The sequence below is a fragment of the Citrobacter telavivensis genome, from assembly GCF_041807075.1.
Classification (GTDB): domain Bacteria; phylum Pseudomonadota; class Gammaproteobacteria; order Enterobacterales; family Enterobacteriaceae; genus Citrobacter_A; species Citrobacter_A telavivensis.
Map to the genome: position 1 here is coordinate 2,243,171 of NZ_JBGUBF010000001.1, position 16,474 is coordinate 2,259,644.

12 protein-coding genes and 1 pseudogene are annotated in these 16,474 nt (G+C 55.0%); 7 read left to right on the plus strand and 6 right to left on the minus strand.

All coding sequences use genetic code 11. The features are described from left to right. The first annotated feature begins 298 nt into the window (after positions 1–298). The 3 genes from nrdA (at position 299) to yfaE (ending at position 4,287) form a co-directional block, all read left to right on the plus strand. Complete coding sequence (gene nrdA, locus ACERJC_RS10700; RefSeq protein ID WP_178826575.1) at positions 299–2,584, plus strand: class 1a ribonucleoside-diphosphate reductase subunit alpha; 2,286 nt, start codon at positions 299–301, stop codon at positions 2,582–2,584. Between the two features lie 318 nt (positions 2,585–2,902). Then, entirely contained in the window at positions 2,903–4,033 is a 1,131-nt protein-coding gene (nrdB, locus tag ACERJC_RS10705; RefSeq protein ID WP_042317865.1) for a class Ia ribonucleoside-diphosphate reductase subunit beta, read from the plus strand. Beyond that, positions 4,033–4,287, plus strand: coding sequence for a ferredoxin-like diferric-tyrosyl radical cofactor maintenance protein YfaE (gene yfaE, locus ACERJC_RS10710; RefSeq protein WP_046482703.1), 255 nt, complete (start codon positions 4,033–4,035; stop codon positions 4,285–4,287). The genes nrdB and yfaE overlap by 1 nt, the downstream gene beginning before the upstream one ends. A 6-nt stretch (positions 4,288–4,293) precedes the next feature. On the opposite strand, the gene inaA is transcribed toward yfaE, so the two are convergent. From inaA to glpT, 3 genes are all read right to left on the minus strand, one after another. Further along, a complete protein-coding gene (inaA, locus tag ACERJC_RS10715; RefSeq protein ID WP_286631385.1) occupies positions 4,294–4,932 on the minus strand; it encodes a lipopolysaccharide kinase InaA in 639 nt (212 codons plus the stop codon). Positions 4,933–5,146: 214 nt separating this feature from the next. Further along, positions 5,147–6,223 (minus strand): glycerophosphodiester phosphodiesterase, encoded by a 1,077-nt coding sequence (glpQ, locus tag ACERJC_RS10720; RefSeq protein WP_371894602.1) that lies wholly within the window; start codon positions 6,221–6,223, stop codon positions 5,147–5,149. 4 nt (positions 6,224–6,227) lie between these two features. Continuing rightward, entirely contained in the window at positions 6,228–7,586 is a 1,359-nt protein-coding gene (gene glpT, locus ACERJC_RS10725) for a glycerol-3-phosphate transporter (RefSeq protein ID WP_152403434.1), read from the minus strand. Positions 7,587–7,858: 272 nt separating this feature from the next. Between glpT and glpA the strand changes: the two genes are divergently transcribed. The 4 genes and pseudogenes from glpA (at position 7,859) to ACERJC_RS10745 (ending at position 13,045) form a co-directional block, all read left to right on the plus strand. Beyond that, a complete protein-coding gene (gene glpA / locus ACERJC_RS10730; protein ID WP_373671628.1) occupies positions 7,859–9,487 on the plus strand; it encodes an anaerobic glycerol-3-phosphate dehydrogenase subunit A in 1,629 nt (542 codons plus the stop codon). Continuing rightward, complete coding sequence (glpB, locus tag ACERJC_RS10735; protein WP_152403432.1) at positions 9,477–10,736, plus strand: glycerol-3-phosphate dehydrogenase subunit GlpB; 1,260 nt, start codon at positions 9,477–9,479, stop codon at positions 10,734–10,736. Before glpA ends, glpB begins: the two co-directional genes overlap by 11 nt. Continuing rightward, positions 10,733–11,923, plus strand: coding sequence for an anaerobic glycerol-3-phosphate dehydrogenase subunit GlpC (gene glpC, locus ACERJC_RS10740; RefSeq protein WP_373671629.1), 1,191 nt, complete (start codon positions 10,733–10,735; stop codon positions 11,921–11,923). Before glpB ends, glpC begins: the two co-directional genes overlap by 4 nt. Before the next feature lie 182 nt (positions 11,924–12,105). Further along, positions 12,106–13,045, plus strand: a pseudogene (locus ACERJC_RS10745) (Rpn family recombination-promoting nuclease/putative transposase). A gap of 45 nt (positions 13,046–13,090) precedes the next feature. Here ACERJC_RS10745 and yfaU read toward each other — a convergent pair. Genes yfaU through rhmD form a run of 3 tightly spaced genes read right to left on the minus strand, consistent with a single transcriptional unit; the run spans position 13,091 to position 16,471 of the window. Further along, the gene (gene yfaU / locus ACERJC_RS10750) at positions 13,091–13,894 is read right to left on the minus strand and encodes a 2-keto-3-deoxy-L-rhamnonate aldolase (RefSeq protein WP_152403429.1); all 804 of its coding nucleotides are present in this window, start codon (positions 13,892–13,894) and stop codon (positions 13,091–13,093) included. A 25-nt stretch (positions 13,895–13,919) separates the two neighbouring features. After that, entirely contained in the window at positions 13,920–15,209 is a 1,290-nt protein-coding gene (locus tag ACERJC_RS10755) for an MFS transporter (protein WP_373671630.1), read from the minus strand. A 56-nt stretch (positions 15,210–15,265) separates the two neighbouring features. Beyond that, a complete protein-coding gene (gene rhmD, locus ACERJC_RS10760) occupies positions 15,266–16,471 on the minus strand; it encodes an L-rhamnonate dehydratase (protein ID WP_178825367.1) in 1,206 nt (401 codons plus the stop codon). Positions 16,472–16,474: the final 3 nt, after the last annotated feature.

A 16,474-nucleotide genomic window follows, 5' to 3' on the forward strand; every position in this document is an offset into this window, starting at 1 on the left:
TACACCTTCGTTGAAGAAATCAGCACTCGATCAAATTATCTATTTTTTTTATAAATTATTGACATCCCCGCCAGGCCTTATAAGACGCGCACTTAGCCTTTCTTACCCTTTTGCAACCTCAATTTAACCTCAAAATCAACTCTTGTGCTGAAAAGAATCCCTACTAGAATACTCACCATATAGCGTTTACTTTAACACTCAACCCCTATATATAGTATTTATCCACAGAGTTAGTCACAAGGTGGCATTGTGGATAATGCAGGGGATATTTTTTCTTTCACGGACAGGTAAAAACCACATGAATCAGAGTCTGCTGGTGACAAAGCGTGATGGTAGTACAGAGCGCATCAATCTCGACAAAATCCATCGGGTTCTGGATTGGGCGGCAGAAGGGCTGAATAACGTATCGATTTCTCAGGTCGAACTGCGCTCCCACATCCAGTTTTATGACGGTATCAAGACCTCCGATATTCATGAAACTATCATTAAAGCGGCGGCGGACCTGATCTCTCGCGAAGCGCCGGATTACCAGTACCTGGCTGCGCGCCTGGCGATTTTCCATCTGCGTAAAAAAGCCTACGGCGAGTTCGAACCGCCGAAACTGTTTGACCATGTGGTGAAAATGGTTGAAATGGGCAAATACGACAATCATCTGCTGGAAGACTACACGGAAGAAGAGTTCAAGCAGATGGACTCGTTTATCGTACACGACCGTGATATGACCTTCTCCTACGCCGCCGTTAAGCAGCTGGAAGGGAAATATCTGGTACAGAACCGTGTCACCGGTGAGATCTACGAAAGCGCCCAGTTCCTCTATATTTTGGTGGCGGCTTGCCTGTTCTCTAACTACCCGCGTGATACCCGTCTGGAATACGTAAAACGTTTTTATGACGCGGTCTCAACGTTCAAAATTTCGCTGCCGACGCCGATTATGTCCGGCGTTCGTACCCCGACGCGCCAGTTCAGTTCCTGCGTACTGATCGAGTGTGGCGACAGCCTGGACTCAATCAACGCCACCTCCAGCGCGATTGTAAAATACGTCTCCCAGCGTGCCGGTATCGGTATCAACGCGGGTCGTATTCGTGCGCTGGGCAGTCCGATTCGCGGTGGCGAAGCGTTCCACACCGGCTGTATCCCGTTCTATAAACACTTCCAGACCGCAGTGAAGTCCTGCTCTCAGGGCGGCGTACGCGGCGGAGCGGCCACGCTGTTCTACCCGATGTGGCATCTGGAAGTTGAAAGCCTGCTGGTACTGAAAAACAACCGTGGTGTGGAAGGCAACCGCGTTCGTCACATGGACTACGGCGTACAAATCAACAAGCTGATGTACACCCGTCTGCTGAAAGGCGGCGACATTACGCTCTTCAGCCCATCCGATGTTCCGGGGCTGTATGACGCGTTCTTCGCCGATCAGGATGAATTCGAACGCCTGTACGTGAAATATGAAAACGATGACAGCATCCGCAAACAGCGTGTCAAAGCGGTCGAACTGTTCTCTCTGATGATGCAGGAACGTGCGTCTACGGGTCGTATCTACATTCAGAACGTTGACCACTGCAACACCCACAGCCCGTTCGATCCGCAGGTTGCGCCGGTACGCCAGTCTAACCTGTGCCTGGAAATCGCCCTGCCCACCAAACCGCTGATGGATGTGAACGACGAAAACGGTGAAATCGCCCTGTGTACGCTCTCCGCGTTCAACCTGGGGGCGATCAACAGCCTCGAGGAACTGGAAGAGCTGGCGGTACTGGCCGTTCGCGCCCTTGATGCGCTGTTAGATTATCAGGACTACCCGATCCCGGCCGCCAAACGCGGAGCGATGGGTCGTCGTACGCTGGGTATCGGCGTGATTAACTTTGCTTACTGGCTGGCGAAAAACGGTAAGCGCTACTCCGACGGCAGCGCCAACAACCTGACGCACAAGACGTTTGAAGCCATTCAGTACTATTTGCTGAAGGCCTCTAACGAACTGGCTATCGAACAAGGCGCCTGCCCGTGGTTTAACGAAACCACCTACGCGCAGGGCATTCTGCCGATCGATACCTACAAGAAAGATCTGGATGCTATCGCCGACGAACCACTGCATCATGACTGGGAAGCGCTTCGTGAGTCCATCAAGACCTTTGGTCTGCGTAACTCAACGCTCTCTGCCCTGATGCCGTCCGAAACCTCTTCGCAGATCTCGAACGCCACTAACGGTATCGAGCCGCCGCGCGGTTACGTCAGCATTAAAGCGTCGAAAGACGGTATTCTGCGTCAGGTCGTGCCGGACTACGAGCACCTGGGCAACGCCTATGAACTGCTGTGGGAAATGCCGGGCAACGACGGTTATCTGCAACTGGTCGGCATCATGCAGAAGTTTATCGATCAGTCGATTTCGGCCAACACCAACTACGATCCGTCACGCTTCCCGTCAGGAAAAGTGCCGATGCAGCAGTTGCTGAAAGACCTGCTCACCGCCTATAAGTTCGGGGTCAAAACGCTGTATTATCAGAACACCCGCGACGGCGCGGAAGATGCCCAGGACGATCTGGTGCCCTCCATTCAGGATGATGGCTGCGAAAGCGGCGCATGTAAGATTTGATATTGTGATGCCGGATGGCGGCGTAAACGCCTTATCCGGCCTACAAATGCATCGTGTTGTAGCCCAGATAAGCGTAGCGCCATCCGGCATTAAAGCGTTGTAAGCCGGATAAGCGTAGCGTCATCCGGCATTAAAGCGTTGTAGGCCGGATAAGCGTAGCGCCATCCGGCATTAAAGTGTTGTAGGCCGGATAAGCATAGCGCCATCCGGCATTAAAGCGTTGTAGGCCGGATAAGCGTAGCGCCATCCGGCATTAAAGTGTTGTAGGCCGGATAAGCGTAACGCCATCCGGCATTAAACTCCAAACAGGACATATTCATGGCATACACCACTTTTTCACAGACGAAAAATGACCAGCTTCTGGAACCGATGTTTTTTGGTCAGCCGGTTAACGTGGCCCGCTACGATCAGCAAAAATATGACATCTTCGAAAAACTGATCGAAAAGCAACTTTCGTTCTTCTGGCGTCCTGAAGAGGTTGACGTTTCCCGCGACCGCATCGACTACCAGGCGCTGCCGGAGCACGAAAAACATATTTTTATCAGCAACCTGAAGTACCAGACGCTGCTGGACTCCATTCAGGGACGTAGTCCGAACGTGGCGCTGCTGCCGCTGATCTCCATTCCGGAACTGGAAACCTGGGTCGAAACCTGGGCCTTCTCTGAGACCATTCATTCGCGCTCTTACACCCATATCATCCGTAATATCGTTAACGATCCGGCAATCGTGTTTGATGACATCGTCACCAACGAGCAGATCCAGAAACGGGCGGAAGGGATTTCCAGCTATTACGATGAGCTGATTGAGATGACCAGCTACTGGCATCTGCTGGGCGAAGGGACGCACACCGTGAACGGCAAAACCGTCACCGTGAACCTGCGCGCGCTGAAGAAAAAACTGTATCTGTGCCTGATGAGCGTCAACGCGCTGGAAGCGATTCGCTTCTACGTCAGCTTCGCCTGCTCTTTCGCTTTTGCCGAGCGCGAACTGATGGAAGGCAACGCCAAAATCATTCGCCTGATTGCCCGTGACGAAGCGCTGCACCTGACTGGCACTCAGCATATGCTGAACCTGCTGCGCAGCGGCGTTGACGATCCGGAAATGGCGGAAATCGCGGAAGAGTGTAAGCAGGAGTGCTATGACCTGTTTGTGCAGGCCGCGCTGCAGGAAAAAGAGTGGGCAGACTACCTGTTCCGCGACGGTTCGATGATCGGCCTGAACAAAGACATTCTTTGCCAGTACGTCGAATACATCACCAACATTCGTATGCAGGCGGTCGGACTGGATCTGCCGTTCCAGACCCGTTCAAACCCGATTCCGTGGATCAACACCTGGCTGGTGTCCGATAACGTTCAGGTGGCCCCGCAGGAAGTGGAGGTAAGCTCTTATCTGGTCGGGCAGATCGACTCCGAAGTCGATACCGACGATCTGAGTAATTTCCAGCTCTGATGGGACGCGTCACGCTACGCATCACTGGCACACAGTTGCTGTGCCAGGATGAACACCCTTCCCTGCTCGCCGCGCTTGAGTCGCACAACGTTGACGTGGAATACCAGTGTCGCGAAGGCTATTGCGGCTCGTGCCGCACCCGGCTGATTGCCGGCCAGGTCGACTGGATCGCCGAGCCTTTAGCGTTCATTCAGCCGGGTGAAATTTTGCCCTGCTGTTGCCGGGCAAAAGGCGACATTGAAATTGAGATGTAGCGTGCGCTACAGCGCGTAGTAATACGCCTTCACCTGTTCCCAGTCCGCTTTCGGGATGGGACTCAGGTACTTCTCAAGCTGGGAGAAGTCATGCTGTGCCGCTTTATGGCGACGTAAACGGCGGCGGCTTTTTTCCAGATCTAAAAACCCGGCTTCTACCGTCCCTTCCGTTTTCACATAGATATGACGTACGTAGCAACAGCCGTGCTGACGATTGACGCTGTGCATCTTTTTAAAGGCCAGCGCGACCGCTTTTAGCATTGCATCACGCACCTCATCAGGATACGGCGTCACCGCATGCTGTTTATACCACTCTTCGATGCTCACAAAGCCTTTCATATCTTCGGTGATCAGCAGCGCACGCCACTCACCGTCAATTTTTGTCGCTTTGCCATAAACAATTTTCGGCACGATAACGCCCGCGCGGGCCAGTTCGTTGATCACCTCGATTTCACGCACAATCGTCGGACGTCCGAAGGGATAGCGTACCGAGTGAAACAGGTGTTGAGTCATCCGCTTCACGTACAGTTTCTTCCCGTCGCGCTCGATGCATTGCACACCGCTCATCCCTTTGCGTCGATAATTCGGTTCTTCGACCCAATCGCCTTCCGTTGCCCACCAGTGATTAAACTCTTCCTGCACCATTTCGGCCTCATCCGTTACCATAACGTCATAAACTATTCAGACAATTAATATAAATCGTCCGCTTAAGGATTTCTTAAGATATTTATGTTCCGGTCTGGATTTCTTGATCTGGTGTGCGTTTTTTATGGCTTATCGTGAAAATGAGATAAAAAAACTGCACCTTACTCAGCGGTTTCCCGCTTTTGGGGTGCAGTGGAGAGGGATAACGCGGTTTTTACTCTTGACGTAAGAACATCACCGCTTTGTCGGGGAAGTCGGTGAACAGCCCGTCCACCCCCGCCTGGTTGTACAGAATGTCGTACAGCTGATTCACATCCGTCGTATAGTCCGGCAACTGATCGGCACGCACCGTATAAGGATGAACCGTCATCTTATTCTGATGGGCGTCCTGCACCATGCCAGTCAGCGCGATATTGCCTTTCGTCGACTTCTCATCAATCAGCATGTGGTAGTCCGGACCGATGCCGTCCGCATACTCCGCCACCTGCTTCATCGCCCCGGGTTTGAACATCCAGTCATAGTTGTAATTGACCCAACTGCCGTCCGGCTGCTTCTCCTGGGTTTCATTCCAGTCGGTATAGGCGATCAGCTGTACCAGGTTCAGATCCATCCCCATTTTGGGTTCCAGCTCATTTTTGATGCGCTTGAGTTCTGCTACATCAAAACTTTGCAGATAGACCTTGTCCTGCTTGTCGCTGTAGCCGTACTGTTTCAGCACTTCCAGCGTCTTGGTCGCAATGTCCTTCCCTTCCTGATGATGGAACCACGGCGCTTTGATCTCCGGATAGATACCGATGTTCTTGCCGGTGGAATGGTTCAGCCCCTGAATAAACTCGATCTCTTCGGCAAAGGTATGCACGCGGAAGTCCGACTTGCCCATCGGGAAACGGCCTGGATAGGTCTGTACCTTCTTGCCGTTTTCCAGATCAAACCCTTCGGTAAACTTCAGGGATTTGATTTCATCCAGCGTAAAGTCGATGGCGTAGTAACGACCGTCTTTGCGCGCACGATTCGGAAAACGCTCGGCGACATCCGTCACGCGATCCAGATAGTGGTCATGCAGAACGACCAGTTGGTCATCTTTGGTCATCACCAGATCCTGCTCCAGATAATCCGCTCCCTGTGCATAGGCCATCGCTTTCGCGGGCAGCGTATGCTCCGGCAAATATCCGCTCGCACCACGGTGGGCAATCACCACTTTATCCGTAGTCGTGGCCGCCAGTGCATGACTTCCCATTACCGCGCCCGCCATCATCAGCGTCAGACTAAGGTTTTTCAGTGCTGTCTTCATTCACTTAGCCCCCGTTGCGTTTCAGTTGCATCTCAGCATGGTGGCGTTTCTCGCCGAACATCACCACAATGAGCAGGATAACCGCCAGAATGCTGCCGCCGATCATCACCATGAAGCCGCCGTCCCAGCCGAAGAAGTCAACGGTGTAGCCGACAATGGCGCTGGCCGCCACGGAACCACCGAGGTAACCAAACAGGCCGGTAAAGCCAGCTGCCGTCCCTGCGGCTTTTTTCGGTGCCAGCTCCAGCGCATGCAGACCAATCAACATCACCGGGCCGTAAATCAGGAAGCCGATCACAATCATACAAATCATATCGACGGTCGGGTTACCTGCCGGGTTCATCCAGTAAATGATGGTGGCGATAGTCACCAGCGTCATAAAGAACACGCCGGTCGCACCACGGTTGCCACGGAACACTTTGTCCGACATCCAGCCACACAGCAGCGTCCCGGGGATCCCTGCGTATTCATAGAAGAAGTAGGCCCAGGAGGATTTATCCAGCGCAAAATGCTTCACTTCTTTCAGATAGGTCGGAGACCAGTCGAGAATGCCATAGCGCAGCAGATAGACGAACACGTTCGCGATAGCGATGTACCACAGCAATTTGTTCGGCAGGATGTACTGCATGAAGATCTGCTTCGCCGTCAGTTCTTCTTCCGCTTTTTCGTTGTAATCATCCGGGTAGTCGTTTTTGTACTCTTCGATGGGCGGCAGACCGCAGGATTGCGGAGTATCACGCATCAGCGCGAAAGCGAAAATTGCCACCAGAATGGCGCCGAACGCTGGCATATACAGCGCCGCTTTCCAGTCGTTAAACCAGGCCATCCCGAGCAGGAACAGCAGCGGAGGGATCCCGCCACCGACGTTATGCGCACAGTTCCAGACGGAGACGATTCCGCCACGTTCTTTCTGCGACCACCAGTGCACCATGGTGCGTCCGCACGGCGGCCACCCCATCCCCTGGAACCACCCGCAGAGGAACAGCAGCACAAACATCACGGCAATGCTCGATGTCGCCCACGGCACAAAGCCCATGAACAGCATCACTGCCGCCGCCAGAATCAGACCGGCAGGGAGGAAAACGCGCGGATTCGAGCGATCCGAAACCGAGCCCATGATGAATTTCGAAAATCCGTAAGCAATGGAGATCCCCGAGAGGGCAAAACCTAAATCTCCCCGCGAAAAGCCTTGCTCTACCAGATAGGGCATCGCCAGAGCAAAGTTCTTGCGCACCAGATAATACGCGGCATAGCCAAAGAATATTCCCAGGAATATCTGCCAGCGAAGCCGACGGTAAGTCGGATCGATTTCCGCCGCTGGCAAGCGAGCTTTATGCGCCGCTGGTTTAAAAATACTCAACATAATGTAGCCTCCGTGGCCCGTCTTTTATAAGTAGTAAACACCGCAGGTAGTTCGAGCGCCCCCCGCAGATTCCCGTATGGCGGCGATGTTAGGTAAAGATACCTGTCGTGAATGTGAATTGCAGCACATATTGTTACAGATTTATGACAAATGTTCAGAAAGGCGCACGAAATCACGTTTCATTTTCGAATCATGAGCGAATATGCGCGAAATCAAACAAACCATGTTTTTTATGTGGCTAAATGATAAAAAACGAACTGTGAGGGAAAGCAATGAAAACTCGCGACTCGCAAACAAGTGACGTGATTATCATTGGAGGCGGTGCCACAGGCGCAGGGATTGCCCGTGACTGCGCGCTACGCGGTCTACGTGTCATCTTAGTCGAACGTCATGATATTGCGACCGGTGCGACCGGCCGTAACCATGGACTGCTGCACAGCGGTGCGCGCTATGCCGTGACTGACGCGGAATCTGCCCGTGAATGCATCAGCGAAAACCAAATTCTGAAACGTATCGCCCGCCACTGCGTTGAGCCAACGGACGGTCTGTTTATTACCTTGCCGGAGGATGAACTTTCCTTCCAGACCACCTTTATCCGCGCCTGCGAAGAAGCGGGGATTCGTGCAGAAGCAGTCGATCCGCAACAGGCGCGGATGATTGAGCCGTCGGTAAATCCGCAACTGATCGGCGCGGTCAAAGTGCCGGACGGCACCGTTGACCCGTTCCGCCTGACCGCGGCCAATATGCTCGATGCGAAAGAGCACGGCGCCATCATCCTGACCGCCCACGAAGTGACTGGACTTATCCGCGAAGGCGCGACCGTCAGCGGTGTCCATGTGCGCAACCATCTCAACGGCGAAACACAAACCCTGCATGCGCCGGTGGTGGTTAATGCCGCCGGGATCTGGGGACAGCGGATCGCGGAATATGCTGATTTGAGTATCCGCATGTTCCCGGCAAAAGGATCGCTGCTGATTATGGACCACCGCATCAACCAGCACGTCATCAACCGCTGCCGTAAGCCGTCTGACGCCGATATTCTGGTGCCCGGCGACACGATTTCGCTGATTGGCACGACCTCAACCCACATTGATTACAACGATATCGACAGCAACAGGGTGACCGCCGATGAGGTCGATATTCTGCTGCGTGAAGGTGAAAAGTTGGCGCCGATTATGGCGAAAACCCGTATTCTGCGCGCCTACTCCGGGGTGCGCCCGCTGGTAGCCAGTGATGACGATCCGAGTGGTCGTAACGTCAGCCGCGGCATTGTGCTGTTCGATCACGCGAAACGCGACGGCCTCGACGGGTTTATCACTATTACCGGCGGCAAACTGATGACCTACCGCCTGATGGCGGAATGGGCTACCGACGCGGTCTGCCGTAAGCTTGGCAACACGCGCCCTTGCATCACCGCAGACACACCGCTACCGGGTTCACAGGAACCGACGGAAAGCACGCTGAAGCGTGTGATCTCCTTGCCCGCCCCACTGCGCGGATCAGCGGTGTATCGCCACGGCGACCGTACGCCGGCGTGGCTGAGCCATGGCCGCCAGCACCGCAGCCTGGTCTGTGAGTGCGAAGCCGTCACCGCGGGTGAAGTACAGTACGCCGTCGAAAATTTAAACGTTAACAGCCTGCTGGATCTCCGTCGTCGCACCCGCGTAGGGATGGGCACCTGTCAGGGCGAACTCTGCGCCTGTCGTGCTGCCGGGTTGCTGCAACGCTTTAACATCACCACCGCTGCACAATCCATCACCCAGCTATCGGATTTTCTCAATGAACGCTGGAAAGGCGTGCAGCCGATCGCCTGGGGCGATGCGCTGCGCGAAAGCGAATTTACCCGCTGGGTGTACCAGGGATTATGTGGTCTGGAAAAGGAGCCGCGCGATGAGATTTGATACGGTCATTATGGGCGGCGGTCTCGCCGGACTCCTGTGCGGTCTACAGTTGCAAAAGAGCGGTTTACGCTGCGCGGTGGTCACCCGTGGACAGAGCGCGCTGCACTTCTCCTCCGGCTCGCTGGATCTGCTCAGCGCGCTGCCGGATGGGCAGCCGGTGCATGATATCACTGCGGGCCTGAACGCCCTGCGCGAACAGGCCCCCACACACCCTTACACGACACTCGGCACCCAACAGGTGCTGATGCTCGCAGAGCAAGCGCAGGCGCTGCTAAACGCATCCGGTGCGCATCTGCAGGGCGAGGTTCAGTCGTCGCATCAGCGGGTCACCCCGTTAGGTACTCTGCGCTCGACCTGGCTCAGTTCACCGGAAGTCCCTGTCTGGCCGCTGGAGGCTAAACGTATCTGCGTAGTGGGCATTAGCGGCCTGCTTGATTTCCAGGCACACCTGGCTGCCGCCTCTCTCGGTCAACGCGACCTGGAGGTAGAAACCGCCGAGATTGATCTGCCTGAACTGGACGTTTTGCGCGACAACGCCACCGAGTTTCGGGCGGTGAACATCGCCCGTTTTCTGGATAACGAAGACAAATGGCCCCTGCTATATGACGCGTTATTGCCGATAGCAAAAACGTGCGAAATGATCATCATGCCCGCCTGCTTTGGCCTGGCGGATGACGGTCTCTGGCGCTGGCTCAACGAGCGCCTGCCCTGCTCGCTCAGGTTACTTCCCACTTTGCCGCCGTCGGTGCTGGGGATCCGACTGCATAACCAGTTACAGCGTCAGTTCGTCCGCCAGGGCGGACTCTGGATGCCCGGCGATGAAGTGAAGAAAGTCACCTGTAAAAATGGCGTGGTGAGCGAAATCTGGACGCGCAATCACGCGGACATCCCTCTGCGCCCGCGCTTTGCCGTGCTCGCCAGCGGAAGTTTCTTTAGCAGCGGCCTGCTCGCCGAACGTGAAGGTATTCGCGAGCCCATTCTGGGGCTGGATGTTCAGCAAGCGGCGACCCGCGCCGAATGGTATCAACGCGATTTCTTTGATGCGCAACCCTGGCAGCAGTTTGGCGTCACCACCGATGAGACGCTGCGCCCGTCGCTGGCGGGACAAACGGTAGACAATCTGTATGCCATTGGATCTGTTCTCGGCGGATTCGACCCGATTGCCCAGGGGTGCGGAGGCGGCGTCTGTGCGGTCACCGCTTTACATGCCGCCCATCACATTGCAGCACGTGCAGGAGGTGAGCAATGAGCGATACCCGTTTTGAAAGTTGCATCAAATGCACGGTGTGCACCACCGCCTGTCCGGTCAGCCGCGTTAACCCGAGCTATCCGGGCCCAAAACAGGCCGGCCCCGACGGCGAACGCCTGCGCCTGAAAGATGGCGCACTGTACGACGATGCGCTGAAATATTGCATTAACTGCAAACGCTGCGAAGTAGCCTGTCCATCTGACGTGAAAATCGGCGATATTATTCAGCGCGCGCGCGCCAAATATGACACGTCGCGTCCGTCGCTGCGTAACTTTATCTTAAGCCATACTGACCTGATGGGCAGCGTCTCCACGCCGTTCGCGCCAGTGGTCAATACGGCAACCTCGCTGAAACCGGTGCGCCAGTTGCTCGATTACGCGCTGAAAATCGATCATCGTCGTACATTGCCGAAATACTCTTTTGGCACCTTCCGCCGCTGGTATCGCAGCGTGGCGACCCAGCAGGCGCAGTACAACGATCAGGTTGCCTTCTTCCACGGTTGTTTTGTGAATTACAATCACCCACAGCTCGGCAAAGATTTGATCAACGTGCTGAACGCGATGGGCACAGGCGTCCAGTTATTGAGTAAAGAGAAGTGCTGCGGCGTACCGCTGATTGCCAACGGGTTTACCGATAAAGCGCGTAAACAGGCGGTATCCAACGTCGAATCGCTACGTGAAGCAATTAGTGTGAAGGGAATTCCGGTGATTGCCACGTCGTCGACCTGTACCTTTGCACTGCGTGACGAGTATCCGGAAGTCCTGGACGTCGACAACAGCGGTCTACGGGAACATATCGAACTGGCGACCCGCTGGCTGTGGCGCAAACTGGATGAAGGAAAAACGCTGCCGCTGAAAACGCTGCCGCTGAAAGTGGTTTACCACACTCCCTGCCATATGGAAAAAATGGGCTGGACGCTGTACACCCTTGAACTGCTGCGTCGCATTCCGGGGCTGGAACTCACGGTGTTGGATTCTCAGTGCTGCGGGATTGCCGGCACCTACGGCTTTAAGAAGGAGAACTACCCCACCTCGCAAGCCATTGGCTCTCCACTGTTTAAACAGATTGAAGAAAGCGGCGCGGATATTGTGGTTACCGACTGCGAGACCTGCAAATGGCAAATCGAGATGTCCACCAGCAAACGCTGTGAACATCCGATTACCCTGCTGGCGAAAGCATTAGGCTAAATGACTCGCCCGGCGGTACTGTGCCCCGGGCGTTTTTGCGTTTAGCATTCCACAAAATTGAATACGTTACCGTCGTACGTATTTATCTCCCGCCCCTCTTCGCAAAGACTGAATTTCGCGCATGCAGCCCTTAATATAACCTCGTATCGTCACGCCACTGGATTCTTTGGTGACGGACAACCATGGCGAAATCAACGACGTCAACACCGCACGATGCCGTGTTTAAAAAGATGATGACCCATCCTGAAATTGCGCAGGATTTTCTTAAGATTCATCTTCCTGAGTCGTTATGCAAACTCTGCGATTTAGCCACGCTCAAGCTGGAATCCACCACCTTCATTGAAGACAACCTGAGAACCTACTATTCCGATGTTTTGTGGTCGCTGAAAACACGCGAGGGTGAGGGTTACATTTACTGCGTTATCGAACATCAGAGTACCGCCGTGCCGCACATGGCATTTCGTTTGATGCGTTATGCCACTGCCGCTATGCAACACCATCTTGATAGCGGAAATAAAACCCTGCCGCTGGTGATCCCGATGCTGTTTTATCATGGCGAACCAAGCCCATACCCTTTTTCACTGAACTGGCTGGACGAATTTGACGACCCACAGCTGGCGCGGCGGCTCTACACGGAAGCCTTTCCGCTGGTCGATATCACGGTCATCTCTGACGACGAAATCATGCAGCATAAGCGCATAGCCCTGCTGGAACTGATGCAAAAACATATTCGCGATCGTGATTTGATGGGGCTGGTTGACCGACTGGTTTCGCTTTTAATAACCGGTACCACTAATGACAGCCAGTTGCATACGCTGTTTAATTACCTGGTGCAGTACGGCGATGCGTCCCGCTTCAGTGACTTTATCCATGAGGTCGCCAGACGCGTTCCCCATCACAAGGAGAAATTGATGACGATTGCAGAAAGGCTTCGGCAGGAAGGCCACCGCACGGGGCTGCAGAAAGGACTACAAAAGGGTCTACAAGGAAGGATTACAAAAAGGCACCAGGGAGGAGGCATTACGTATCGCGCGGATGATGCTGAAAAGCGGGATCGAACGCGACAAGGTACTGGTGATAACCGGACTGTCACTCGACGATATCATGGCAAACAGTCCGTAAAGCCTGACAGATAGCCCGGTGACACAGTGCCGCCGGGCTATGGATTTAGTAACTGCTTTTCAGTTTCGGCATCGTCTGACCGGGCTTAAACATTGCCAGCCGCTGGTCCAGCGCCTCGGTATACAGCATGGTATCAACGCCGACGGCGACAAAATTCGCGCCCCACGCCAGACATTTCTGCGCCATGAGCGGATCGACGGCGAGAAAGCCCGCCGCTTTTCCAGCCGCACGAATGCGCTGAATACTCTCTTTGATAATCCGCTGCACCTCCGGGTGTCCGCTGTTGTCCGGATACCCCAAAGACGCCGAAAGATCGGCAGGACCAATAAACACACCGTCAATACCGTCCACGTCCAGGATCGCATCCAGATTCTCCAGCGCGGCTTTACTTTCGACCTGTACCAGCAAACAGAGTGACGCATTGGCCTGCGCCATATAGTTGTCAATACGCCCCCAGCGCGCCGCTCGCGCCACGCTAGCCCCGACGCCGCGCTCGCCAACGGGCGGGTAACGGGTGGCCGCAACCACCTGCCGTGCCTGCTCTGCGCTATCAACCATCGGAATCAACAGCGTCTGTGCCCCGATATCCAGAACCTGTTTGATCAGCGCCTTAGCGCCTTCGACCGGGCGGATCACCGGTTGGCTGGCGTAGGGAGCAATCGCCTGCAACTGATGATAGAGATCCTGCACCGTGTTCGGCGCGTGTTCGCCGTCGATCAACAGCCAGTCATAACCCGACGTTGCGGCAATTTCCGCCATGTAGGAGGTTGTCGAACTCAGCCACAGTCCGATTTGTACTTCCCCTCTGCGGAGCGCGTCTTTAAAAGGGTTTGCTAACAATCCGTTCATAATGATCCTTACAACGTGGATAAAATTATTGATGCGCAGCACCCGGTTGCGACGCGGGACGGTTCACGCTCAGCGTGAAGATAATCAATGAGCCGATAATCGCGACACCCGCCAGCGTCAGCAGTCCTGCGGCATCGCTGGCAAACATCGTTTCCGCCTTAACGCGCAGAATTGGCGCGATAAACCCGCCTACCGCACCAAACAGGTTCACGAAACCGATCCCCGCCGCCAGCGCTGTGCCGGAAAGCAGTTGCGTCGGCATTGTCCAGAACACCGGCTGTACGGCGATGAAACCCACAGCTGCCACGCAAAGCGCCAGAATCGCCACCACCGGTGATGCCAGACCGGATACACCAATACCAATCCCCGCAGCCAGCAGCGTCAGCGCGGCGACATTACGGCGTTCACCAGTGCGATCGGAGTAGCGAGGGATAAGCCAGGTCCCGAACAGTGCGGCAACCCACGGAATGGCGGTGACCACCGACGCCGTGAAGCCGACTTTGGTTCCCAGCAGCGCGGCAACCTGGGTTGGCAGGAAGAAAATCAGTCCGTACACCGCCACCTGAATCGTCAGATAGATAATCGCCAGTTGCCAGACGCGTCCGTTACGCAAGGCATCCGAGAGTTTTGACGTGGTCTTCTTTTCTTCTTCGCTCACCAGTTGGCTAATGAGCGCCGCTTTTTCTTCAGCGCTGAGGAAACGCGCCTGTTGTGGGGTGTCATCCAGCCAGAAGAAGGTGAAGATCCCTGCGCCTACCGCCAGCAAACCTTCGATAACGAACATCCAGAACCAGCCGGGATGGCCCATAAAACCGTGCATCTCCAACAGTGCGCCGGACAGCGGCGATCCCAGCGTCAACGCCAGCGGTGCCCCCATGTAAAACAGCCCCATAATGCTGGCGCGGTTACGCTGCGGGAACCATTGCGAGGTGAGATAGATCATGCCGGGGAAGAAACCGGCTTCTGCCGCCCCCAGCAGAGTACGGATAATGAGGAATTTCGCCTCGGTATCCGCCCACGCCATCGCGGCGGAGAGGAATCCCCACAGCAGCGTAGTGGTGCCAATCCAGGTTCTGGCCCCCAGTTTGCGCATCAGCAGGTTAGCGGGCACGCCGAGAAAGGCGTAGACCACAAAGAAGATCCCCGCGCCGAGCGCGTAGGCCTCATTGCTCAGCCCGGTATCAATCTGATAGGTCTCTTTGGCAAAGCCAATGTTCGAACGGTCCAGAAACGCCAGTACATACAGTGCCAGCATGAACGGGATCAAACGTGCGCGGTTTTTCTTCACTACGCCGTCAAGAAGAGTGGTACTCATAGCAAGATCCTCAAAGAAATGAGGGCGTTGCCGTCTCTGCGGCAACGCACAGGTCATTAGTGGCTATAAGGGCGTTTCAGGTTACAGTCGCGGTTAAGCTCGACGCCAAATCCCGGTTTATCCAGCACGGACTTATGAATGCGACCATTCACCGGTACCGGCTCATCAAGCAGAATCGGGTCAAACTGCGGACGCATCGTTGAGCAGTCCGGACTGGTCATCAGGAACTCACTGAACGGCGTGTTGGTGAAAGTAATCACCGCATGGTGCGAATAGACCGACGAGCCGTGCGGCACGACCAGTTGTCCACGCGATTTCGCAATCGCAGCAATCTCGACCAGCGTGGTCAGGCCGCCGCACCAGCCGACATCCGGCTGCATGATATCGATTCCAGTTTCCGCTAGCGTGCGGAAGGACTGCAGCGTACCGTGGTGCTCACCGCTGGTGACCATCATTCCGGCTGGCGCATTGCGTTTCAGTTCGCGATAGCCTTCGTACTGCTGCGGCGGCAAACACTCTTCAATCCACTTCAGGTTAGATGGCGCGCAGGCGTGGGCCAGTTTCGTGGCGTAATTCACGTCCTGACTCATCCAGCAGTCCAGCATCAGCCAGAAATCCGGGCCGCACTTCTCACGCATTTCCGCTACCATGGCGGCATCTTTGCGGATCCCCGCATCGCCATCGTGCGGTCCCCAATGGGTCGGCATTTTGCCGCCAATGAAGCCCATCTCTTTTGCCAGGTCAGGACGCGCGCCGGTGGCATAGAACTGAATTTCATCGCGCACCGCGCCGCCCAGCAGTTTGTAAACCGGCAGGCCCACCACCTTGCCAAACAGATCCCACAGCGCCAAATCAACGCAAGAGATGGTGTTCATCACCAGACCGCCGGATCCCGAGTAATACAGGGTCGCACCGAGCATCTGATCGTGAATGAGTTTGATATCGCTGACGCATTTCCCTTCGATAAAACGGTTGAGATGTTTTTCAACGATAAAGCAGCCCATCTCTCCTGCCGTGGAGACCGCAAAGCCCGTCTGTCCGTTTTCGGCTTCAACTTCAACAATCAGCGTACCCAGCACGTTAATCCCAAACGACTGACGCGACTGTTCGTACTCACGATATTTACTCATCGGCGTGGCGATGTGATCGTCAATCCAGTGGTTAGCGCCCTGGTCATGATAATCGCCGCCGCCGGCTCCTTTTTCTGCCGTTGCTCCACCGGTAAACCAGGCGCGGACATGTTTAATTTTGGGTAGGGTCATGAT